The sequence below is a fragment of the Prevotella brunnea genome, from assembly GCF_008016795.1.
Lineage (GTDB): Bacteria > Bacteroidota > Bacteroidia > Bacteroidales > Bacteroidaceae > Prevotella > Prevotella brunnea.
Window position 1 is genome coordinate 1 of sequence record NZ_SDIK01000016.1, and the last position, 23248, is coordinate 23248.

Genomic DNA, 23248 nt, shown 5'->3' on the forward strand with positions numbered 1-23248 from the left:
AAGGGCTGATACCTCGTGAGAAGTGTCAGCCCTAATTCATAAAAAATGTGGGATGTTTAGCGGACAGTAATAATTAAATAATAATACTTGACGTGTTTTGTTCCAATGCTGAATAGCACATATCCACTCATGTCCCCAATTCGTATTCAGGTGATGGCAAACAGATGCTTGATAGCGAAGATTCGACCCGACCGGCACCATGAAATTATATTACAAAAACCATATCTGAGGAACGTTTTGTAATCTATTGATAATCAGAGTGATATTAATTGCGATTTAAAAGCTTAGCTTTTGCATTCCAATTCATGACCTTTTGCATTGCAAAAGCTAAGCTTTTGGAAAGTGAAAGCTAAGCTTTGGATAGATGAGTGAAGAATATTTAGGACATTATTGAACTTTTCCCATATCGGAGGTAAGGATTTTCTCGTTTTCAACACCCCATCTAAATAAAGAATATGTTTGTTTTTGTCTTGCCCGGACAGGCGCAGGTGTTGAAATGAGTTTATAGCGTATGGCTTTTGGTTACTAAATTGCTGAATAACAAACATATATAATTGAATGTTTCTAATGGGCGATAGGGATTCAAACGAAATGGCGCGGCATAATTGTCGCGCCATTCTGTTTGTCTTAAGAAAAGATAAAATCTTTGTTCGCTTCTTTCCTATTCTCATGATTATCGTTCTGTTGAAGTGTGAAGAGGGATGAAAACATAGCCATACTATTCCCACTCAATAGTCGATGGTGGCTTGGAAGATATGTCGTAACAAACTCGATTTACACCTTTTACCTTATTGATAATTTCATTTGAAACCTTTGCCAAGAAATCATAGGGGAGATGTGCCCAATCTGCTGTCATGGCATCAGTGCTTGTAACGGCGCGAAGTGCCACGGGATGTTCATAGGTGCGTTCATCGCCCATCACTCCAACGCTGCGTATCGTGGAAAGGAGAACGGTTCCCGCTTGCCACACTTTATCATAAAGCACTTTGCCGTCTTCACAAACATAGTTGTGCATATTCTCAATATATATGTCATCGGCTTCTTGAAGGATACGTACTTTTTCGCGAGTGATGTCTCCCAAGATGCGAACTGCCAGTCCGGGACCCGGGAACGGATGTCGCTTGATGAGACGCTCCGGCATACCCAATTCATAGCCCACGCGTCGAACTTCGTCCTTGAACAGCCATTTTAATGGTTCGCACAACTGAAGGTGCATATCCTTGGGCAATCCTCCCACATTGTGGTGGCTCTTTATTACCATGCCTGTAATGCTCAAACTCTCAATGCGATCGGGATAGATGGTGCCTTGTGCCAACCATTTGGCATCGGTAATCTTCTTTGCCTCGGCGTTGAACACTTCCACGAAGTCGCGACCGATAATCTTCCGTTTCTTTTCCGGGTCGGTAACACCTTTTAAGTCTTGGAAGAATTTTTCGGATGCATCTACACCGATAACGTTCAACCCTAACCCTTCGTATGCCTTCATGACTTTGGAAAATTCGTTTTTTCTGAGCATGCCGTGATCTACAAAGATACAAGTCAGATTCTTTCCGATGGCTTTGTTCAACAACGTGGCACAAACCGAAGAATCTACACCCCCCGAAAGTCCGAGAATAACCCTGTCGTTACCTATTCGTTCGCGCAATTGCCGAACGGTGGTTTCAACGTATGAGGCTGCGCTCCATTCCTGCTTGCTGCCACAAATATCAACAACAAAGTTCTTCAGCAAGGTTTTGCCTTCCAGAGAATGATATACTTCCGGATGGAATTGCACTGCCCACAACCTATTCTCTTCTGAGGCGTAAGCGGCATATTTCACGTCGGATGTGGAAGCTATCGTTTTGCAATTCCCGGGTATGGCGGTTATGGTATCTCCGTGGCTCATCCATACTTGCGAGTTCTCATGAAATCCCTTGAATAGCGAATTGTTGAGATCAATTGTGGAAAGGTTGGCACGCCCATATTCTCGCGTTCCCGTTTGTTCCACCTTTCCTCCGTTCTTGTGTGAGATATATTGTGCGCCATAGCATATTCCCAGTACCGGAATTTTACCCACAAACTGTTTCAGGTCCACCTGAAAGGCCTCTTTGTCATGAACGGAATAGGGCGACCCGGACAGGATGACACCAATCACGGATGGATCATTGTTGGGAAATTTGTTGTAGGGAAGAATCTCACAAAATGTATCCAACTCGCGTACACGTCTTCCGATGAGTTGGGTTGTTTGAGATCCGAAATCCAGGATGATTATCTTTTGCATATTCTAATGTTGTTTATATGTGTTTGGGAATTAATCTTAATTTATTATTCGTTGTATGCTTTTGGAATCTTCCTTGCTTATGGGTTTGAGGATGGAAGATTATACCCATTTCTTATAAAGTCCTCTGCTTCGCAAAGCTTATCAAGTTTCCCCACATCCATAAGCTTCAAGTCTTCTTTGATGTACCCCATGAAGTTCATTTTCTTAGCATTCTTCAGGTAAAAATCCATAATCGGAAACTTCTCCGGATAGTTTCTCATAGCTTGAAATATAGTGGGGCTCACGGTATGGATGCCTGAAAATGCGAGCAACCTGTAGCCGTGTTGTGTGTTTGGTTGCTTATCTTTGTATGGTGGCTCGAATTTCAAATGAACAATATCCTCAAAAGGCGACTTCACCTCTCCCGTTTCTACATTAGTCCACCCCATCAATCTCATGGCTTCGTTGAAAATCAGGTATCGCTTGGTGTCTCTCTGGCTCACCAACAACAAAGCGTCAACTCCACTTTTCTTGTTCAGTCTGATTGCGTGATGATACAACGATCGTAAATCCGCGTTGCTGAGAATATCTACATTGTGAATAAGAATGGGCAGAAAGGGATTAAAAAATGAAGCAGCCTTTTTAATTCCTCCACCGGTGTCAAGAAGTTGCATTGTCTCATCGGAAATGCGAATGTCAATACTGAAATCTTTTGATTGCAGATAATCAATAATCTGGTTGGAGAAATGGTGTACGTTTACAACAATGGTTTCGCTGCCTGCTGCCTTTAAGGTTTCTATCGTATGTTCAATAAGTGGCTTACCCCCTACCTTTACCAACGCTTTCGGCATTCTGTCCGTAAGCGGTTTAAGGCGAGTGCCGAGACCGGCTGCAAAAATCATCGACTGCATCAGCTACTGTTTTAACGCGTGCAAATTTACTAATTATATTTCAGATACCGAAAGAAAACAAGCTAAAAGCCTTTTTCTGCTCAATCCGTTCGGCATACTCATTGAATGGAATATTTTTTCAAGAAATACAATCTGCGTTTTTCGCTATCATTGTTTCTTGGTTGAAGCCAAAACCTGACTGATATCTTGTTCCCTATGAACGATATGCACCTCAATGCCGTATTTCTGATTTAAGTGTTCCCCCAAGTGTTGAGCGCAATATACGGAACGATGTTGTCCGCCCGTGCATCCGAAACAGAACATTAAGTCGGTAAATCCGCGTTGGATGTACCGTTCCACATGATGGTCTGCCAACTTGTAAATGGGTTTTAAGAAGTCGAGAATTTCTCCGTCGTCTTCAAGAAACCTAATGACAGAATCATCAAGACCATTTATCTTCTTGTAAGGCTCGTAACGTCCCGGATTGTGTGTGCTCCTGCAATCAAAGACATATCCTCCGCCATTTCCGGACGTATCTTCCGGAATGCCTTTCTTGAACGAGAAGCTATAGATACGCACTATCAATGGACCTTTTCCATCATATTTCGAGAAAGTTGCCGGACCATCAAGAGGGTTGGCTTGATAGATATCTTTTTCCGCCGTCTTATATCCATCAGTACGATTGGCGGCAGGTTGTTCTATTCGAGCAAATCTCGGAAGTTGCGTCAGCTGCTTGAGAATTTCCATCAGATATGGATAGGGGAATAGACTTTCGTCTAAAGTTAAAAGGTCTCTGATGTTTTGGATGGCAGGTGGTATCGAATCTAAGAAATGTTTTTTTCGTTCGAAATAGCCCCGAAAACCGTATGCACCCAAAACCTGAAGCAACCGAAACAATACGAATAGTGAAAGGCGGTTCACGAAATGGCGTTTGGAGGGCACTTCGGTATAGTTTTTTAAGCTCTGATAATACTCGAAGACAAGCTCTCTTCGCAATTTGAATGAGTATTGTGCACTTGCCTGCCATAGGAATGACGCGAGGTCGTAATAAAAAGGTCCTTTCCTCCCACCTTGGAAATCAATGAAATAGGGATTGTTCTGCGCGTCCAGCATGATGTTGCGTGCCTGAAAGTCCCGATAAAGAAAAGAATTCATTGGCTCCGATGTCAAGTCTTTTGCCATTATATGGAAGTCGGCTTGGAGCTTCAGCTCGTGAAAGTCCAATTCGGTTGCTTTCAGGAAGCAATACTTAAAGTAGTTCAAATCGAACAACACCCCTTCTTCGTTGAATTCCGGCTGTGGATAGCACTGATTAAAGTCGAGTTCCCGAGCACCTCTCAGCTGAATATTGGGTAGCTGTCGAATGGTTTTGCGCAATAGGTTTTGTTCTGCGAGATTATATCTTCCGCCTGCCTCGCGACCTCCCGCAATGGCATTGAACAACGAGCGATTACCCAAGTCGGATTGTAGGTATCGTGTCTCATCATCCGAAATTGCTATAATTCGTGGAACGGGCAGTCGGCGTTTTGTGAAATGATTGGCAAGATAGATGAAAGCATGGTTCTCATCTCTGCTCGTGCCGATTACTCCGATGACAGTATCTCCGACATCATTAAAAAACCGATAGTACTCTCTGTTGCTACCTGCTCCGGGAATCTTCTCGATGTTCTTTGGATTTGCACCTGCCCAATTCTTATATAGTTCTAAAAGTTTTTCCATTCCTTTCGATTATCAAGGTTGCTCTTCCTCATTATTTTCTTTCAGATGTTTTAATATCTCTTTTGATTGCCGTTCCCCTTTCTTTTTTAATTCGTATTGGCGTAGCAACCCATCAACTAAAAGAAGAAGCATCATGATACCTGCCGTTATCAAGATGTTTCGCGTAATGTAATAGAGTCCTCCAATAACGATGAAGAACAATAGGAACATTTTCCAATTTAACTTAGCCTTCATTTGGCAAAGATACAAAAAACGATTAGATGAGGAAAATAAAAACACGGAAACCTCTTTCCTTGAGCTTAAATAATTGTTTGAGGACAGTCCTTACCGGGGCAGTTGTTTCGTCTTATATTGAGTGGAGGAGCACAAAAAGGGGAGTCGTACAGACTCCCCTTTTTTATGCTTGATAATTGGTTGTTACATCATTCCACCCATTGCTGGGTTAGCGGGCATTGCCGGTGTCTCCTCTGGTTGATCTACGATGAGACATTCAGTTGTGAGGAACATTCCAGCGATGGAAGCTGCATTCTCGAGTGCCACACGTGCTACTTTTGCAGGGTCGATCACACCTGCTGTGCGCAAGTCTTCATAGCGGTCGTTCCGAGCGTTGTAACCGAAATCGCCTTTACCCTCGCGAACTTTATTTACTACCACAGCACCTTCATCACCTGCGTTGGCAACAATCTGGCGCAAGGGCTCTTCAATGGCACGGCAAATAATGTTGATACCTGTCTGCTCATCTGCGTTTTCGCCCTTCAAATCTTTCAAAGCCTCTTGAGCGCGGATGTAAGTGGTGCCACCACCAACTACAACACCTTCTTCCGTTGCCGCGCGTGTAGCACAGAGTGCGTCATCAACACGGTCTTTCTTCTCTTTCATTTCCACTTCAGAGTTTGCTCCGACGTAGAGTACGGCAACACCACCGGAAAGTTTGGCAAGTCGCTCTTGAAGTTTTTCCTTGTCATATGTACTTTTTGTGTTGGCAATTTCGCTCTTAATAAGATTTACGCGGTCGGCGATGTTCTGTTTCGATCCCGCACCATCAACGATAGTGGTGAAATCTTTGGAAACAGTAACTTTCTTGGCAGAGCCAAGCATTTCAAGAGTGGCCTTGTCGAGTGTCAGACCTTTATCTTCGCTAATCACTACGCCACCTGTCAGTACGGCGATGTCTTCGAGCATGGCTTTGCGACGGTCGCCAAAGCCCGGTGCTTTCACGGCGCAAATCTTCAGTCCGCCACGGAGACGGTTTACTACTAATGTTGTCAAAGCTTCCGAGTCAACATCTTCTGCGATAACCAGCAACGGGCGACCGCTTTCTGCTGCCGGTTGAAGGATGGGCAAGAAGTCTTTAACGTTGGAGATTTTCTTGTCGTAGATGAGGATGTACGGATTTTCCATTAAGGCTTCCATCTTGTCGGTATCGGTAACGAAGTAGCTTGACAGATAGCCTCGATCGAATTGCATGCCTTCCACAACATCAATCGTGGTGTCGCGGGTCTTGCTTTCTTCGATTGTGATCACGCCATCTTTTGACACTTTGCGCATGGCATCGGCAAGCAACTTACCGATTTCAGGGTCATTATTTGCGCTTACTGTTGCAACTTGCTCGATTTTATCATAGTTGTCGCCAACGATCTCGGCATTGTCCTTTATGTAGTCCACAATCTTGTTTACTGCTTTGTCAATACCGCGCTTCAAATCCATTGGGTTCGCGCCAGCGGCAACGTTTTTCAAGCCTTCGGTAACAATCGCCTGAGTAAGGATGGTGGCAGTTGTCGTACCATCACCTGCATCGTCTCCGGTCTTGCTTGCCACGCTCTTTACGAGTTGTGCGCCTGCGTTCTCAAAATTATCCTCTAACTCTATTTCCTTTGCCACGGTAACACCGTCTTTCGTAATCTGAGGCGCACCAAACTTTTTACCGATGACCACATTGCGACCCTTAGGTCCTAACGTTACCTTTACGGCGTCAGCCAACTGATCTACACCACTCTTAAGCAACTCGCGTGCTTCTTTATCGAATTTAATATCTTTTGCCATTTTATTGTTTGTATTTTGTTTCAATCGTTCAAACGATTGTTAGTTGTGAAATTATGAACGTTATTGTATTTTCATTTTCGGAAATTACTCCACCACGGCGAGCACGTCGCTCTGGCGCATCATGAGATATTTCTCGCCCTCGTTCTCAATTTCCGTTCCGGCGTATTTTCCATAGAAAACTTCATCGCCGGGCTTTAAGATCATATCTTCATCTTTGGTACCGTTGCCTACTGCTATTACTTTGCCACGCTGTGGCTTTTCTTTGGCTGTGTCCGGAATAATGATTCCACCTACTTTCTGTTCTGCCTCGATGGGTAGAACAAGCACTCTGTCTGCTAATGGTTTAATTGTCATAATTCTATATGTTTTTAGTTTAAATCTTTCAATTGCGGTGAAGAACTGCTTTTAGTGTCTTCGCCAATACTATTACGAAAACCGTGCCAACTTTTTACACTGACACGGCTGGCATGACAATTCTGACATTGTTGTCAGTTGTTTTATGTTTCGGATTTCAGCTCATTAATTATGCTGTGGGAAAGCTCTATTGTCCTGTTTTTTCAATGTTCGTTTTTCATTTCCTTAGCTTTTGCGTTCCAAAAGCTAAGGAAATGGCTCACAAAAGCATAGCTTTTGCACATCAAAAGCTATGCTTTTGAAATGGATTTGTAAGGTCTTGATTATAAGCAGTTTGTAAATGCTTATTTTTATTTGTCGTTGTAAAGATAATTCACAAGTCGAGTTACTTCTTCGGTCAGGTTTTTTTTGGCGTATGCCGGCTGAACGGCTTCTTCCAAGGGAGTGTTGGGAGGCGTTATGAACCGCGCGGAGGCGAAACCGGCAGAAAGCAATTGCTCTTTGTCGGCTATTCTTCCCGCCAAGAGATGAACGGGAATGTTGGCGTTTTGCCCATACTGCAATAGTTTAAAAGGAATTTTTCCCATTAAGGTTTGCTTGTCTGCACTTCCTTCACCGGTAATAATGAAGTCTGCACCACTTATCTTTTTCTCAAATTGTACTTCGGAAAGCAACAAGTCCGCTCCCGAAATCATGGTGGCATTAAAGAACTGAAGAAATGCGTAGCCCAAACCGCCGGCAGCTCCCGCTCCGGGTTGTTGTGCATGGTCTCTTCCGGTTTTTCTTGCCGACATTGTCGCGAAAGTTTTCGCTCTCCGATCCAATAACACGATGTCTTTGTCAGTCGCTCCTTTTTGCGGACCAAACACATTGGCAGCCCCCATGAAACCGTACAGAGGGATATTTACGTCTGATGCCAACCGGATTTTCAGCGCGGAGAGTTGTCGATGCTGAAACCAATCTTCCCCATATTCTTCCTTTAATGCCAAGAGCATTCCTAATCCGCAGTCGCTTGTGGCAGAGCCACCCAAACCAATGATGAACTCTTTACAGCCCTGCTTGATGGCGGCTATCATCAGTTCACCAACTCCATAAGTGGTGGCTCGCAGTGGGTTAAGCTCTTCCTTTTTCAATAAATTAATACCGCAAGCTGCTGCTGTTTCAATTACACAGACACCATCTTCTCTTACCAAGAAAGTTGTTTTGATAGGTCGCATTAGCGCGTCGTGGCACTCGGCAGCAACAGATTTACAGTTGAAAAGGGCATTATACACCGACAGCATCCCATCTCCACCATCAGTAACGGGAATTTTAACCACGTCAATGGGGTAAGGAAGGGAGCGAATAGCTGTTTCGGCAATAGAAGCCGCTTTCATAGAGGACAAACAACCTTTGAAGCTGTCGAAGGCGAGTATTATTTTCATTTCTACTACTCGTTACATTAAGAGACTTAAATAAATAATTTGTATGCAAATATAGTGGTTTTCCACGAGATTTGAGAGGAAGGGTAGGGAAACCACGCAAAAAAGCCCATACTGTCGGTAAAAGTTTTAATTGATTTCAACATTTTAACAAAAAATATTATTGGCAGATGAACTATTCACTACAACTCAAAGAACACCGACTATTCGTTGAAAGAGTGCAACGTTGGTTCGAGACCGGGTTGGTTTTGAACCTCAATAAACACATCGGCTTCATGCCTCATGTAGGTTTTGCAGGATGGAAAAATATAAATTCGCTGATAATCAGATATTTAATCAATTTTTATTAGTTGCATATAGTTAATTCTTTCTCTCTCATTTTTAAACGATTACATTGGAATTAACCGAATATTGACTTATAAGTTCTAACAAGAAAACATAGCTTTATGAGTATTGCCAAACCACATTTCCTTTGTAGTGTTTCGAGCTGTTGACGAAGTTACGTCAGCGACTTTTTGTCAGGTGTTTTCTAAAGAAATCTCAAAAAGTTTTGAGATTTATCGTTTTATGCTTATCTTTGCAATTATATAGATAAGGTGTAAAAGATAGTAAGCGTGTGTTGTCTGCTGTGGAATGCCATTATCTCCCTTAAAATAACAAACCGTAAAAACAACCTATATGAAAGATTTTTTTAAGAATGTACTTGCGACGATGGTAGGGGTTTTCCTTGTCGGCGTCATATTTGTTATTTTCGGAGTTATCAGTCTGGTTGGAATGATAGTTTCAAGTGAAACCGCTGCGGATATAAAGGATAATTCCGTACTTTCGATAAATCTTTCCGGAAAAATGACAGAACGTTCGGAAGACGGCATCATTTCGAAAATAACAGGTCAGGTTGCCAATGACATCAGTCTTGAGGATTTTGTCTCGGGGGTGAAAAAAGCCAAAAAAAATGATAAGATAAAAGGTATTTATCTTGAAACAGGTGCCTTTTCAACCGACTCTTATGCTTCTTTGCAAGCTGCTCGCAATGCCTTGCTTGATTTTAAGAAGAGTGGCAAGTGGATAGTGGCTTATGGAGATATTTACACACAGGGGGCTTATTATTTGGCATCGGTAGCGGATAAGGTTTATTTAAATCCGCAAGGACAAATCGACTGGCACGGACTTGCTGCCCAGCCCGTATATCTTAAAGATTTATTGGCAAAGGTAGGAGTAAAGATTCAGGTTGCGAAAGTGGGGACATACAAGAGCGCGACCGAACAGTTTACGGGAGATAAAATGAGCGATGCGGATCGTGCTCAAACAACGGCATATCTAAATACTATCTGGCGCAACATAACTAAGGAAGTGGGGGCAAGCAGAAAGATTTCTGTTGCCAACTTAAATCGCTATGCCGACAGCTTAGTGACTTTCGCTTCTCCGGAAAAATATAAAACCATGAAGATGGTTGATGATTTGCTCTATACAGATCAAGTAAAGAAGGAGGTGAAAAAGTTGTTGAAGATTAAGGATGAAAAATGCATCAAACAGGTTTCGTTGGCAGATTTGAAAGCAGTCGATGATGATACTGATGGAGAGGAAATAGCAGTTTATTATGCGTTTGGAAATATCGTTGATGGAGCTGCGGGAGGACTCACAACAGAAGGTCATTTGATAGATGCTCAAGTGGTTTGTAAAGATATTGAGAACTTAATGAATGATGACGACGTGAAAGCCGTGGTGATTAGGATTAATTCCGGTGGCGGATCAGCTTATGCTTCAGAACAGATATGGCATCAGATAACGGAACTTAAAAAAGTGAAACCGGTGGTTATAAGTATGGGAGGAATGGCTGCATCGGGCGGTTATTATATATCCGCTCCGGCAAATTGGATTGTTGCCGAACCTACAACCATTACCGGGTCGATAGGAATTTTTGGAATGTTTCCCAACCTTGAAGGGTTGTTTACTGAAAAATTAGGATTGAAATTTGACGAAGTAAAAACAAATAAGAACGCCGGTTTCGGAACAATGACAAGAGCTTTTACACCCGAAGAAATAAGCTATCTTGAACGTTATATCGATCGAGGCTACAAATTATTTAAAAATCGAGTGGCAAAAGGTAGAAAACTAAGTGAAACTCAAGTGGAAGCCATTGCTCAGGGACATGTCTATTCCGGTGAAGACGCATTGAAAATAAAATTAATAGATGAACTTGGAGGCATAGACAAGGCGATAAGCAAAGCGGCGCAAATGGCAAAGTTGAAAGAGTATTATACGAAAAGTTACCCTCTTCCTACGGATTGGATGACACAACTCATGGAACAAGCGAACAATAACAATTATTTAGATGAGCAACTTCACGCAACGCTTGGTGTCTTCTATGAACCGTTTACTCTTTTGAACTCACTTAATTCACAATCAGCCATTCAGGCGAGAATGCCTTACTATCTTAATATAAAATAGAACCTTATTTTCATTGAAAGGTATGTTGAGGCTTATTCTCTAAATTGAATTTGAGACACATATATGGAAGGCGATTTCATTAAAACAAATAAATGGTTACTCCCACTAAGCTGGTTATATGGCTTGGGAGTAGGCATTCGCAACGAACTCTTTGAATTGGGCATACTAAAGAGTAGAAGTTTTGATGTGCCTGTAATATCTGTCGGAAACCTTACTGTGGGAGGTTCGGGGAAGACGCCTCACGTGGAGTATCTTGTGGAGCTGTTAAAAGACTATATGCAGGTTGCCGTGCTTTCTCGCGGATATAAAAGAAAAAGTCGCGGATACGTGTTAGCAGATGCGGAAACACCCATGAAGGTGATAGGAGATGAGCCTTTTCAGATGAAAAGAAAATATCCTGATGTGTATGTGGCAGTGGATAAAAACAGATGTGCGGGGATAGACAGGCTGACAACGGATGAAGCAACGAAAAATACCGATGTGGTGATACTTGATGATGCTTTCCAACATCGTTACGTAACACCGGGTATTAATATTCTTCTTGTTGATTATCATCGCTTGATAGTTTATGACAAACTCTTGCCGGCAGGGCGTTTGCGCGAACCACTGTCAGGGAAGCATCGTGCGGATATCGTCATTATCACCAAATGTCCGAAAGACCTAAATCCCATTGATTATAGAGTATTGAGCAAAGCGATGGATTTATATCCTTTTCAAGATTTATTCTTTACGACAATTGATTACAAAGCATTGAACCCGGTATTTGAAAAAGAGGCAAGCAAAGACTTGATACCTTTGACGAGTTTAGCTAAATTCAATGTGATGTTGCTTTCTGGGATAGCCTTGCCCAAACAATTGGAAATGGATTTGGAACAATATATGGGAGAGAAGATTCCCATGGTGCTTTCTTTCCCCGATCATCATGCATTCAAGGCGAAAGACGTGAAAATGATTAATGCCTCGTTTGCACAAATGAATCAACCGAAAATCATTGTCACAACGGAAAAAGACAAAGCACGCCTTCTCAATCTGGAGGGCTTAGACGAAGAAGTAAGAAAGAATATTTATGCTCTGCCTATAAAGGTGAACTTTATGCTTGAAAAAGGAGAGCGATTTAACGAAAAAATATTATCCTATGTACGAAAAAATTCAAGAAACAGCATCTTGGCTAAAAGAAAGGATGAAAACAAGCCCCAAAACGGCAATCATTCTGGGAACGGGCCTCGGACAATTAGCTTCCGAAATTACTGATACTTACGAGTTTTCTTACAAAGATATTCCTAACTTCCCGGTATCTACCGTTGAAGGTCATGCGGGCAGTCTTATCTTTGGAAAACTTGGCGGTAAAGATATCATGGCGATGAAAGGACGCTTTCATTATTATGAAGGTTATGGAATGAAAGAAGTTACTTTCCCAATTCGCATCATGCATGAACTTGGCATCGAGACACTCTTCGTATCGAACGCGTCGGGAGGCATGAATCCGGAATTCAAGGTTGGGGACTTGATGATAATCACCGACCACATAAACTTTTTCCCAGAACATCCTCTGCATGGAAAGAATTTTCCCACAGGACCACGTTTCCCCGATATGCATGAGCCCTACGATCATAAGCTTATCAAAATGGCGGACGATATAGCAAAAGAAAAGAATATCCGTGTGCTGCATGGTGTTTATACCGGAGTGCAAGGACCTACGTTCGAGACACCGGCAGAATACAAGATGTATCGAATTTTAGGAGGAGATGCAGTGGGGATGAGTACAGTTCCCGAAGTAATCGTGGCACGTCATTCGGGTATCAAAGTCTTTGGTATTAGCGTAATCACTGATTTGGGTGGATTTGATGTGCCGGTAGAGGTCAGTCACGAAGAAGTACAAGAAGCTGCCAATGCCGCTCAACCACTTATGACGGAAATTATGCGTGAAATGATAAAACGGTCTTGACGATAAGGCGAATCACCGGAAAGGGCGTGTATAAGAAACGATAGAACGCATGAAGAAGACCCGATAGTCTTTATTCGTGCCAATATCCGAATATACACGCTCTTTCTTAAAGATGAAGATTTAGATAGTAAGCTGGAAAATAAATGGAAATAAAAGAATTGGGTGAAGTCGCTCTGATTGAGCGACTTACAAAAGATATAAAGATTTCAAATCTGTCTACTCATTTGGGCATAGGTGATGATGCGGCCATCGTGAATCATTCCGACAAAGAGACGCTCTTAACTTCTCGACTGTTCATGGAGGGCATACAATTTGACCTTACTTACATCGATATGGAACATCTCGCTTATAAATGTGCGATGATTACGATGAGTAATATCTTTGCCATGAATGGTCGTCCCACACAGATTATAGTATCTATCGGTCTCGGAAAACGTTTCAAGGTGGAAGACTTGGAGGACTTCTATAGAGGACTGAAAACCGCTTGTTATAAATGGAAGGTTGATCTTGTGGGTGGGGATACCACTTCTTCTTTCACCGGGCTTGCCATTAATATGACATGCATGGGCGAAGTGGAGAAAGAAAGTATTGTCTATCGTAAAGGAGCAAAACCTACCGATATTATATGCGTGTCGGGCGATTTGGGAGCAGCCTATATGGGACTTCAAATTCTTGAGAGGGAGAAAACTGTTTACTATCAGCAGGTTGAAGAATATAATCGAAAACTCAAAGATGCCACATCATCGAATAATAAAGCGATGTTGGAAGGCTTAAAGGCTGAACGTGAAGCTATTAATCATTTTCAACCAGACTTTGTGGGAAAAGAGTATTTAATCGATCGTCAATTGAAGCCGGAGGCTCCTGGTGATGTTCTTAAACAACTTAGTGAGGCCGACATTCATCCCACCTCAATGATTGATGTCTCTGATGGATTGGCGAGTGATCTAAAACATATATGCAAGCAAAGCGGATGTGGCTGCAGAATATATGAAAATAAAATCCCCATTGATTATCAAACAGCTTCTGCATGCGAGGAGTTTAACATGAATCTTACTACGGCGGCACTCAATGGGGGAGAAGATTATGAATTGCTCTTTACCATTCCAATTGAGGAGCATGCTAAGATAGAACAAGTGGAAAATATTCACCAGATAGGGTATATCACAGAGGAAAAATTGGGAGAATATATCATAACGAGAGATGGTAAGGAATTTGAACTCATGGCGCAAGGATGGAATAAACAATAACGGTAGGGGGAGGGATTAGTTAGCGATAGGGTGAGGTAACATTGCTCAGCACACCATTTTTTTTGTAAAGAAAGGTTAATGTTGAAAATAATCTTAGCATTATTTGCGACATTAAAAAGAATTGGTTATCTTTGCACTCGCAATTCAGAAATGACTAAAGTTAGACATGAAAAGCAGTTGGTGCCATAGCTCAGTTGGTAGAGCAAAGGACTGAAAATCCTTGTGTCCCCGGTTCGATTCCTGGTGGTACCACTTCCTCCTTTCATTAGGGCGGTTCTCGTAAGGGTCCGCTCTTTTTTTATCTCAAATCGACCATTAAAAACAAATGTAGTTCATATTTCTAATGACCACTATTAGAAATATTCAATTATATATGTCTGTTATTCAGCAATTTACTGACTACCTCCCCCCATACTCTTAAACTTATATCAACACCTGTGCCTGTCCGGGCAAGACAAAAGACAAACATATTCCTTATTTGGAGGGTCTTTGAAAACACGGAAATCCTTCCCGCCGATATGGGAAAAAATCAATAATGTCCTAAATTTTCTTCATTCATTTATCCAAAGCTTAGCTTTTGCTTTCCAAAAGCTAAGCTTTTGCAATGCAAGAGGTCATGAATTGGAATGTAAAAGCTCACCTTTTAAGTCGCATTTAATATCATATTGATTATCAATAGGTTGCGACGCGTGTTCGTGATGTGGTTTTTGTTATATAATTTCGTAGTGATAGTTGGGAGCGAATGTTCGCTATCAAGCATCTGTTTACCATTATCTGAATACGAATTGGAGATGTGAGGAGGTTGGCGCTATTCAGCATTGTAACAAAATACGTCAAGTTTCATGATTTGATGCAACTTTATCTTCTTTGCTTTAATATTTAGTTTTCTGTCAATCTTTGGTTTGTTTTCTTGCCTGTTTCTCCGACTTTTTATACCTTTGCATCAGTTGGTCATGATGGATATGATGAAAACCATAAAACTGTTATTATTATGTTGTCTGTTAGGTGCTTTTTCGGCATGTGTTAAAACAGGCTTGGAGGATTTTGAAGATAAGAAAGAAAATCCGGAAGAGAAAACTGACGATGCTGATGATAATACCAATGATGAGGGGGACGGTGACTATCTATACTCTGTTGCTCAATTTATGGCTTTGGATATTACAGGTATGAAAGTAGGGGTAGTAGGATACATTGTTGGTGATTGTACAAAGAATATAAAAAATGCAGAATGGGAAAAGCCTTTTTCCTATGATACTGCAATATTGTTGGCTGACGAACCGGGGGAGACCGATTACCATAAGGTGATTTCTATTCAACTGAAGACAGGAGAGATGCGTGAACTTTTTAGTCTTCATCGCAATCCGGAACTCTTTGGGAAGAAAGCGTTTTTTTATGGTTCCAGAAAAAAGTATTTGGGAATCCCGGGAATGAAAGATGATATAGAAGGATATGAATTGGTCGATGAAAGTGAGGATGGTTCGTAAAATCTCGTTAAAAGTTTGTCTAAAAAGATAAAAGTAATTATATTTGCAAAGTAAATACAATAAATCTTACCATCAATAAAAAATAAGAGCCTATTGAAACATCATTACTTATGTGTAAAATGTTTAAGGAATGAAGAATCTAAAGAATATGTCAGACGAGGATTTGGCCTTGTCTTATATTGATGGAGATAATAAGGCTTTTGATTTATTGTTATCACGAAATCAGTCAAAATTATTCTCTTATATCTTGTTCGTTGTGCATGATCGCAATATCGCCGATGATGTGTTTCAAGAGACATTTGTAAAAATCATAGTTCGATTGCAGCAAGGAAAATATCTACCAACCGGGAAATTTTCCTCATGGGCCATGAGAATAGCGCATAATGTCATTATGGATTGGTATCGCGCTCAAAAAGTTGATAAAATAATGGAAGCTCCCAAGGAAAATGATCTTTCCAATATTGGTGGGCTTGACGTTCAAATCGGAAATATCGAAAATGAATTTGTAAGTGCTCAAACGTTATCGGATATTAGGAAAATGATAAATCACCTCCCGGCTCCTCAAAGAGAAGTTGTTTTTATGCGTTTCTATCAGGAAATGTCCTTCAAGGAAATAGCTGAAACCACCGGGGTGAGTATTAACACGAGCTTGGGGAGAATGCGATATGCAATTATTAATTTAAGACGCATGGCCAAGGAACATGGCGTGATTCTGCAATTGGCGTAAGAAAACAATAAGAAGAGGGATTTTATAATGCAATAAATCTCCTCTTCTCACTACTCCTATATTTCCTTATGGAATAATTACAGATTCTTTAATGAGCGGATGGTGCTAATGGGGTCATTCGCCTTAAATACATGGCTTCCGCTAACCAGCATATCCGCTCCCGCATTCACAAGACGTGGAGCCGTTTCGGATTGCACTCCGCCGTCTATTTCAATAATTATCTTTTTCCCGGACCTTGCGATCATTTCTTTAAGGCGCTTCACTTTATTAATAGTATTCTCGATGAATTTTTGACCACCAAACCCCGGATTTACACTCATGAGAAGTACTAAATCTACATCATCGAGGATATCTTCCAATAGTCCTACAGGGCTGGAGGGATTGAGTACAACGCCGGCTTTCATTCCTGAATTTCGAATTTGTTGTATGGTTCGGTGTAGATGGGTACAAGTTTCATAGTGTACACTCATGATCGCAGCACCTGCGTCTGCTGTTTGTTGAATGTATTGTTCGGGATGGACAATCATGAAGTGCACGTCCATGGGCTTTTTGCATGCTTTTCCAACTGCTTTGAGTATGGGAAATCCAAATGAGATATTGGGGACAAATATTCCATCCATTACATCCATGTGGATGTAATCGGCTTCACTTTGATTAATCATTTCAATGGCTTTATCCAAATGGAGAAAATCAGCCGATAGAAGTGAGGGGGAAACTAAGGTGTTCATTTCAATTTAAACAGTATGATTCTAATTTGTCATTTACTTTTAGCGTACGATAAGTGTACGCGAATTGGCGGATAAAATTTAATGTCTTTTCTGATGGATTCATTTCTTCATGTGTAAAAATATCTATCATAGGCTGATTTTTTAAGTGTATAACTGAATAAGGAACGCTATTCCATTCTTTTTTATTGTGAAAATATTGCGGTTTTTATGATATTTCTTCAAAATAGAAACTTAAAAATGAAGAAGAATGTTCCTTTTTCATTAACTTTGTAAAATATTTCAATGAGTGTAGTGGGGCGTCTTATGACCTGCCTTGAGTTTAAGATTTATATTTGATAGTATGATTATAAAGGTTTGTGGAGTGCGTGATTCTCGTAATATTCACGAGATCATGAATTTGGGAGTCGATTGGATAGGTTTTGACTTCAATCCTAAAAGTGAAAGATATGTTCGTCAAGTATCTTCTCAAGCGGGGATAATACCTGATTATGGAACGATGGATGCCGCAAATGGCAGGGTTGAATCTAACGAAGCTTTGAGAAATGGGGAATCGATAAAGTTGTGTGGAGTTTTTAAAAACGATATGCCACAGAATATCATTACGCGAGTTGTAAATTTTCATTTGGATATCGTTCAATTGAATGGAGAGGAAAGCTCCATTATGATTGATAACCTTCGCAGAACCATCGACCCTGATATTCATCCGGGACTGAAGGTGATGAAAAAACTCTCTATCCGTACTCAACAAGATGTTCTTAAATATAAAGAGTATGAGCATACTGTAGATTATTTTCTTTTTGAACTATATCCCTCTACGGAAAACTTGCAATATAACAGTTATCATATTCTGGATAGTTATGAGGGACATGTTCCATTTCTAATTGGAGGCGATATCACACCGAAATGTGTAAATGAGTTGCGAACTTATCAGCATCCACAATTTTTAGGAATCAATCTTAATGAACAAGTGGAGGATAAACCGGCATTAAAGAATATTGATAAACTAAGCGAATTTGTTTCAGTGGCACGATAGACCATTGCTTTCTGCTCTAAATTAAGAAGTTTTGTTATGAAGTGCGTACTCATCGATAACTACGATTCTTTTACATTTAACCTTGTTCATCTTGTTCGTGAATTGGGAGTCGAGGTTAGCGTACTTAAAAATGATGAGATAGAGCTTTCTCGGTTGAAAGACTATGATGCCATTCTGTTAAGTCCCGGACCAGGTGTGCCATCTGAGGCAGGGCTTTTGATGGACGTGATTAGAACTTATGCTGATAAAAAGCCAATATTGGGAGTTTGTTTGGGACATCAGGCCATTGCGGAAGTCTTTGGGGCGAGATTGGAAAAATTACCTGATGTGTTTCATGGTATATCCGATGAAATACATACGACTATGGAAATTCCTTTATTTTCCGGATTAGGTTCTTCTTTTGTTGTGGGACGTTACCATAGTTGGGTGGTTTCACGAATTGATTTCCCCACTGATTTGGAAATTACCGCTGAAACTGTGGATGGAAAGATTATGGCTCTACGACATAAACATCTCAATGTTCAAGGCATACAATTCCACCCGGAGAGCGTTCTGACACCAAAGGGAAAGGAGATGTTAAATAATTGGCTTGTTTCAGTAACTTCAAATTTATGAGCTATGGTATAATTCATGAGAAAGCTACGTAACAATAGAACCTTTATCAAGCCAATTCTTCAGAGTGATTCCGTTGGAATCTTTTGTGATTCGGCTGGAATCATTTCCAATATTCTTGCATTTTGATATAATTGGATATATGACAATGTGTTAAACTGTTTTGCTAAACTTTCACTTTGCAGTTGTTTTTGTGGTGGTAACACACCAGTAACACATTGTGTATATGACCCAACAAGAATCATTAGCACAGATTCTATTGAGGATGTTTTTAACTTGGTCAAGGAGCTACACAACCATATTTTATATCGAAGTGTTTGAGGGACAAGGTGCATCAAAAATTAAAAACTTAGCATAACACCTACTCCATCTAAATAACGAAACAAAGATAGCTGTTTTTCTTGAATATGACAACTAAACTCATAAAAGATTCAATCAAAGAATACAAAAATAATCATTGAATGACAATAAAGAGCATCAACAATTAAGGTAGGTTCTATATAATTCATATATTAATCCTGAGGTTTGAACCTTGAAACCTGAAATATGGAAATTGAAACAAATATTTTCATAGTTGGTGCGGACGATTGGACGGCGGCTGCTTTGATTCATAATTTGTTCAAACACAAAGTAGTGTTTGGAATATGCAATCTTTTAGAATCAGGTTTAGAAACAGCTCTGAAAGAAGCACAGAAAGTAGGTACTAAGAGGTGTTCATATGAAGGGGCGCGTGGCATGATGCAGCAATGAAACACTAAAGGATGGAGATATAAATGGAATAACAGCAAAAATCAAATTGCGAAGTGCCACATCAAGCAACCATCCTTTGGGTATCAGTCCGTCAAAAAATGGAAACAACACTGAGTTCACGATTTTTTCTGTTTGTAATGGGAGCGTCAAGCTTACAGGCATTGCATCTTTACGGTTGAGATACGATTCGTCATAGCAGAAGTGGTATTCGCCACCATATTCTGTCAGGATGCCAGCAAGGATTCTCTTTCAATATACCTCAGCTTGTCTCATTGTCTCTGGTAGCCGTTAATACGTAATCAAACCTCTCACGCCCCTATAGGGCTCGTCCTGAATTTTTCCAGAGGTGTTTTTGTATTTTATTCTATTTTTAAAGTCTTTGTAACTTCTGCTGACTATCTTTGTGCCATTTATCAACCATCCAAGCATGAAGAGCTCAAAGAAACTTTCCCTTGTCCATGGGGTACGGCGGCTGGCCTACCTCCTCCTCTTGTCCGCATGCCTCCTCGCCTGTTCGTCTGAGGAGAACGGTACAATGCCTGGCACACCCCTTTCTTTCACGACACTGGTCTATATGATGGCCGACAACTCCATGGATTCACAGGTGGACTATGCGGTCGGTCAGCTCAAGCAGGGAATGAAAAGCAAGGACGTGGGCAACACGGTGATTTATCTCGACCGGCAGGATGCTTCACCACGGCTGTTCCGCATTTCAAGGCAGGGAGAAGAAATACCCCTTAAAGACTATCCAGAGGAGAACTCGGCCAAGGCGGAAACGCTGGTGCGTGTCATTGGTGAGACTAAGCAGCTTGTTCCTGCCGACCATTTCGGGCTTGTGTTGTGGGGACATGCCACGGGCTGGCTGCCGGGAGGCTATTCGCACCACATCATGCAGGTCAGCGTCCCTTCACGTCAAAATCTCAACACCCGATATATGGGCCTTGACGGCACGCCCAACGAGGCAACCACCTCTCCATTGATAGAGATAGACGCCCTGGCCAAGTTGCTGCCCGACCAAGTGGCTGACTACATTTGGTTCGATGCCTGTCTAATGGCGAATGTCGAGACGTTCTACCAGCTACGCCACAAGTGCCAGTACCTCATCGGGTCGCCCACGGTAGTACTTGCCGAAGCCCAGTACGACGTTTCGGGCATTCCCTATGCCAAGGTGCTGCCTTTTCTGTTCGGTGGAAAGGATGCTTTGGTGCAGGCCTGCAAGACCTATTATCGTCACTATGAGGGAAAGAAATACAGCAATATGCGCTCTGCCACGATTACACTGGTTGATGCGTCCAAGATGGATGCCCTCTACCAGCATGTGAACGTCCTTTTGAAGGATAGGCTGTCCTGCGTGGAGACGATGGACACCCGCACCCTGCAAGCCTACCACCGCGACAATGATCCACACGTCTTTTTCGACCTGGCTGACATGGTTCATCAGTCAGCGGACCAAGCCACTTCGGCATTCGACAAAGCTCTGTCCGATGCGGTGCTCTACAGGGCCGCCACCAACAAGTTCCTTGACCAGCTTACGCTCGTCCCCAGTCATTGCTGTGGGCTGAGTGTCTATGTCCCTTTGAAACAATGGAGCGCCACGAAAGAATACAAGTATTATTTCAGGGAAATGGAGTGGAGCAATGTGTATGGAGCTAATACTCCTTGAACATCAGTAGGGTATGGGAACATACCCAGGAGCAGGGGATGCGGACTCCTCATTCCAAACATACGATGCTGGTTTCCATTCCCTGGAAGTCATATCGTTTCATAGAGCCGAAAGAGAAAAAGAGGGGTTCCGGAGTAATCTGATAGATCTGCATGAATCCTTTAGCAACATCTTGTGGAGTTGGGACAGCCTCCCTACCGTCCTTTGCCGAAACAATGCACAGTCGGTGGTGGAACGAACTAATATAGTCTTTGACAACACTTGATTTACAAAGCAACTCCAGTGCCGCATTCAGTTGTTGACGAGCTCTTATCTTTTTTTTGGCGATTTTTCCTTCTGATAATTCTTGGATAATAAAATATTTCTTGCCTTCATCTGTATTATAAACTATTAAGTCTGGACGAGGTTCTTCCTTGAGCATGGCGACCTTCGCGTTCCCTTGCCCATCATTGAAGACAAACTGATTCATATATTCCTCAAAGCAGACAAATCTAAGTGGATAAGTATTATCTGGAGTTCCATTGATATAAGAAGCTGCCCCGGATCCATAGGCTTTCTTGATAGAGAGGGAGCTGTTTTTGGGGTCTTGGACATCAAACAAATATTCGCTTATATCTTCTATCCGAACTTCAGGTACAGACTTCCATTCAGGTGCTTGTCTTATCCTTTTCTTGTTGATAACCTCCAAGACATCCGACCGTAGGTAATCTTCCAATTCCATCCGTGTTCAATTATTGTATTCCGTGTACATTTCTGCAATGGGATCAGACATCAGACGGGCATCAATAATCGTGTCGCCTTGAGCTGTCTTCATCTTCAATGAAACGGCGGTTCCATCCATAATAGCATAGACATCCACTTTATCCGGATCCATACAAGCCTTCGTTTGCTCGCCTTTGACAAGCCGCTTCATCAGCAAGTTGAGATAGTTAACCAAATATGGACTATGAGTGGCCATCATCAGCGTCATATTGTACGGATGGTCGGTCCTAAAACAACGCTCAACAAGAAAATCCATCAATGAAGCCTGATTGTCAGGATAGAGGCTCAGCTCAGGTTCCTCTATCAGGATATGAACATTCTTTTGCTCTATTTCTCCAATATTCTGAGCAGTGTTAAAGTATTTCAACCGATCTCCTGCCTGCAAATACTGAAACAACGAAGTATCCATAGATTTCTTAGGGTCGAAATAGCGGGAATAATATTCTACGATCAAGCTCATCGGAATGACATTCTGCATTCCAGAAGATGCGTTCTTCAGACTGACATTATAAGGTTGGTTGTCCTGATTTTCACCCATTACTTTATATTTGGCAGCACTGCCACTCTTTTCCACCTTGAACTTTACGCCGAGATAATCTACAGGAAATTCCTCGATGACTCCCTGCGCCAGCAGAAAATTTTCCATCGTATCCTCTAGATAATAATTAGCATTTTTTCTATTAAATTTATTGTCAACCAGATCCGGTAAAATCACTCTCTTGTCGGACAAGAAGCATATTTTCTCCAGACTCAAATCTTTGGGACTTATAGTTATGGTGGCATCCAGTTTACCATTGCGATAAGCAATTTCGTATTTACCTCTCCGATAGATAATCTTCGTCTTCGTCTTCGTATTCTTCTTGTCCCTATATTCTTCGAGACCAGATGTGCGAAGCAAAGCTTGAAAATCAAACCTAATCCCATTATCATTGATGTCGGCCTGTTTTACATACGAGCGAAGTACGACCCGTTTATAAATCCATCGGAACATAGACAGCAATTTCATAACGGTACTTTTTCCGCTTCCTGATTCACCAACAAGCAATGTCAGTTGAGCTATATGATCTAATTCAACATCCACGATGGGACCGAAATGCTGGATTCTTATATATTCATTCATGATGATATTTCTTTATGACAAGAGTTGTTTGGTGCAAAGATAAGCAATATATATAAGAAAACA

The 23248-nt window shown here is 41.5% G+C and carries 22 protein-coding genes and 1 tRNA gene; 12 read left to right on the plus strand and 11 right to left on the minus strand.

The genetic code is table 11. From position 1 onward, the window contains the following. Window positions 1-718: 718 nt before the first annotated feature. The 7 genes from guaA to ETF27_RS02320 all read right to left on the minus strand — a co-directional run bounded on the left by guaA (window position 719) and on the right by ETF27_RS02320 (window position 8669). Entirely contained in the window at window positions 719-2260 is a 1542-nt protein-coding gene (guaA, locus tag ETF27_RS02290; protein WP_147785427.1) for a glutamine-hydrolyzing GMP synthase, read from the minus strand. 77 nt (window positions 2261-2337) lie between these two features. Beyond that, window positions 2338-3150: a sugar phosphate nucleotidyltransferase gene (locus ETF27_RS02295; protein ID WP_130829499.1), complete on the minus strand. Its 813-nt coding sequence runs from the start codon at window positions 3148-3150 to the stop codon at window positions 2338-2340. A 147-nt stretch (window positions 3151-3297) separates the two neighbouring features. Continuing rightward, window positions 3298-4848: a RapZ C-terminal domain-containing protein gene (locus tag ETF27_RS02300; RefSeq protein WP_130829498.1), complete on the minus strand. Its 1551-nt coding sequence runs from the start codon at window positions 4846-4848 to the stop codon at window positions 3298-3300. A 12-nt stretch (window positions 4849-4860) separates the two neighbouring features. Next, complete coding sequence (locus tag ETF27_RS02305; protein ID WP_130829497.1) at window positions 4861-5082, minus strand: hypothetical protein; 222 nt, start codon at window positions 5080-5082, stop codon at window positions 4861-4863. Window positions 5083-5265: 183 nt separating this feature from the next. After that, the gene (gene groL, locus ETF27_RS02310; RefSeq protein WP_130829496.1) at window positions 5266-6891 is read right to left on the minus strand and encodes a chaperonin GroEL; all 1626 of its coding nucleotides are present in this window, start codon (window positions 6889-6891) and stop codon (window positions 5266-5268) included. 84 nt (window positions 6892-6975) lie between these two features. Continuing rightward, on the minus strand, window positions 6976-7245 hold the full coding sequence (locus ETF27_RS02315) for a co-chaperone GroES (protein ID WP_130829495.1): 270 nt from the start codon (window positions 7243-7245) through the stop codon (window positions 6976-6978). A 350-nt stretch (window positions 7246-7595) separates the two neighbouring features. Beyond that, window positions 7596-8669: a glycerate kinase family protein gene (locus ETF27_RS02320; protein ID WP_147785428.1), complete on the minus strand. Its 1074-nt coding sequence runs from the start codon at window positions 8667-8669 to the stop codon at window positions 7596-7598. Between the two features lie 167 nt (window positions 8670-8836). On the opposite strand from ETF27_RS02320, the gene ETF27_RS02325 reads away from it, so the two are divergent. The 8 genes from ETF27_RS02325 to ETF27_RS02360 all read left to right on the plus strand — a co-directional run bounded on the left by ETF27_RS02325 (window position 8837) and on the right by ETF27_RS02360 (window position 16517). Further along, a complete protein-coding gene (locus ETF27_RS02325) occupies window positions 8837-9016 on the plus strand; it encodes a hypothetical protein (protein WP_147785429.1) in 180 nt (59 codons plus the stop codon). A 328-nt stretch (window positions 9017-9344) separates the two neighbouring features. Beyond that, entirely contained in the window at window positions 9345-11114 is a 1770-nt protein-coding gene (gene sppA / locus ETF27_RS02330; RefSeq protein ID WP_147785430.1) for a signal peptide peptidase SppA, read from the plus strand. 63 nt (window positions 11115-11177) lie between these two features. Then, entirely contained in the window at window positions 11178-12365 is a 1188-nt protein-coding gene (gene lpxK, locus ETF27_RS02335) for a tetraacyldisaccharide 4'-kinase (RefSeq protein ID WP_130829492.1), read from the plus strand. Then, on the plus strand, window positions 12250-13059 hold the full coding sequence (locus tag ETF27_RS02340; RefSeq protein ID WP_130829491.1) for a purine-nucleoside phosphorylase: 810 nt from the start codon (window positions 12250-12252) through the stop codon (window positions 13057-13059). Before lpxK ends, ETF27_RS02340 begins: the two co-directional genes overlap by 116 nt. Before the next feature lie 143 nt (window positions 13060-13202). After that, window positions 13203-14306: a thiamine-phosphate kinase gene (locus ETF27_RS02345; RefSeq protein ID WP_147785431.1), complete on the plus strand. Its 1104-nt coding sequence runs from the start codon at window positions 13203-13205 to the stop codon at window positions 14304-14306. A 179-nt stretch (window positions 14307-14485) separates the two neighbouring features. Then, a tRNA-Phe gene (locus ETF27_RS02350) sits at window positions 14486-14558 on the plus strand. Between the two features lie 701 nt (window positions 14559-15259). After that, window positions 15260-15790 (plus strand): DUF6359 domain-containing protein, encoded by a 531-nt coding sequence (locus ETF27_RS02355; protein WP_240048109.1) that lies wholly within the window; start codon window positions 15260-15262, stop codon window positions 15788-15790. A gap of 130 nt (window positions 15791-15920) precedes the next feature. After that, window positions 15921-16517, plus strand: a complete 597-nt coding sequence (locus ETF27_RS02360) for a sigma-70 family RNA polymerase sigma factor (protein ID WP_130829488.1) — start codon at window positions 15921-15923, stop codon at window positions 16515-16517. 77 nt (window positions 16518-16594) lie between these two features. On the opposite strand, the gene rpe is transcribed toward ETF27_RS02360, so the two are convergent. Further along, window positions 16595-17245 (minus strand): ribulose-phosphate 3-epimerase, encoded by a 651-nt coding sequence (rpe, locus tag ETF27_RS02365; protein WP_130829487.1) that lies wholly within the window; start codon window positions 17243-17245, stop codon window positions 16595-16597. Between the two features lie 340 nt (window positions 17246-17585). Between rpe and ETF27_RS02370 the strand changes: the two genes are divergently transcribed. From ETF27_RS02370 to ETF27_RS02380, 3 genes are all read left to right on the plus strand, one after another. Further along, window positions 17586-18278 (plus strand): phosphoribosylanthranilate isomerase, encoded by a 693-nt coding sequence (locus tag ETF27_RS02370; protein WP_147785432.1) that lies wholly within the window; start codon window positions 17586-17588, stop codon window positions 18276-18278. 36 nt (window positions 18279-18314) lie between these two features. Further along, a complete protein-coding gene (locus ETF27_RS02375) occupies window positions 18315-18893 on the plus strand; it encodes an anthranilate synthase component II (protein ID WP_147785433.1) in 579 nt (192 codons plus the stop codon). Window positions 18894-19436: 543 nt separating this feature from the next. Beyond that, window positions 19437-19640, plus strand: a complete 204-nt coding sequence (locus tag ETF27_RS02380) for a hypothetical protein (RefSeq protein WP_240048110.1) — start codon at window positions 19437-19439, stop codon at window positions 19638-19640. On the opposite strand, the gene ETF27_RS02385 is transcribed toward ETF27_RS02380, so the two are convergent. Beyond that, complete coding sequence (locus tag ETF27_RS02385) at window positions 19605-19883, minus strand: HipA N-terminal domain-containing protein (RefSeq protein ID WP_317131318.1); 279 nt, start codon at window positions 19881-19883, stop codon at window positions 19605-19607. The genes ETF27_RS02380 and ETF27_RS02385 overlap by 36 nt on opposite strands. A gap of 292 nt (window positions 19884-20175) precedes the next feature. On the opposite strand from ETF27_RS02385, the gene ETF27_RS02390 reads away from it, so the two are divergent. Further along, complete coding sequence (locus ETF27_RS02390; RefSeq protein WP_240048111.1) at window positions 20176-21303, plus strand: clostripain-related cysteine peptidase; 1128 nt, start codon at window positions 20176-20178, stop codon at window positions 21301-21303. Window positions 21304-21352: 49 nt separating this feature from the next. Here ETF27_RS02390 and ETF27_RS02395 read toward each other — a convergent pair whose 3' ends face one another. Continuing rightward, on the minus strand, window positions 21353-22024 hold the full coding sequence (locus ETF27_RS02395) for a hypothetical protein (RefSeq protein ID WP_130829483.1): 672 nt from the start codon (window positions 22022-22024) through the stop codon (window positions 21353-21355). 6 nt (window positions 22025-22030) lie between these two features. Next, window positions 22031-23185 carry an AAA family ATPase gene (locus ETF27_RS02400; protein ID WP_130829482.1) on the minus strand — a complete coding sequence of 385 codons (1155 nt, stop codon included), beginning with the start codon at window positions 23183-23185 and terminating at the stop codon, window positions 22031-22033. Between the last annotated feature and the right edge of the window lie 63 nt (window positions 23186-23248).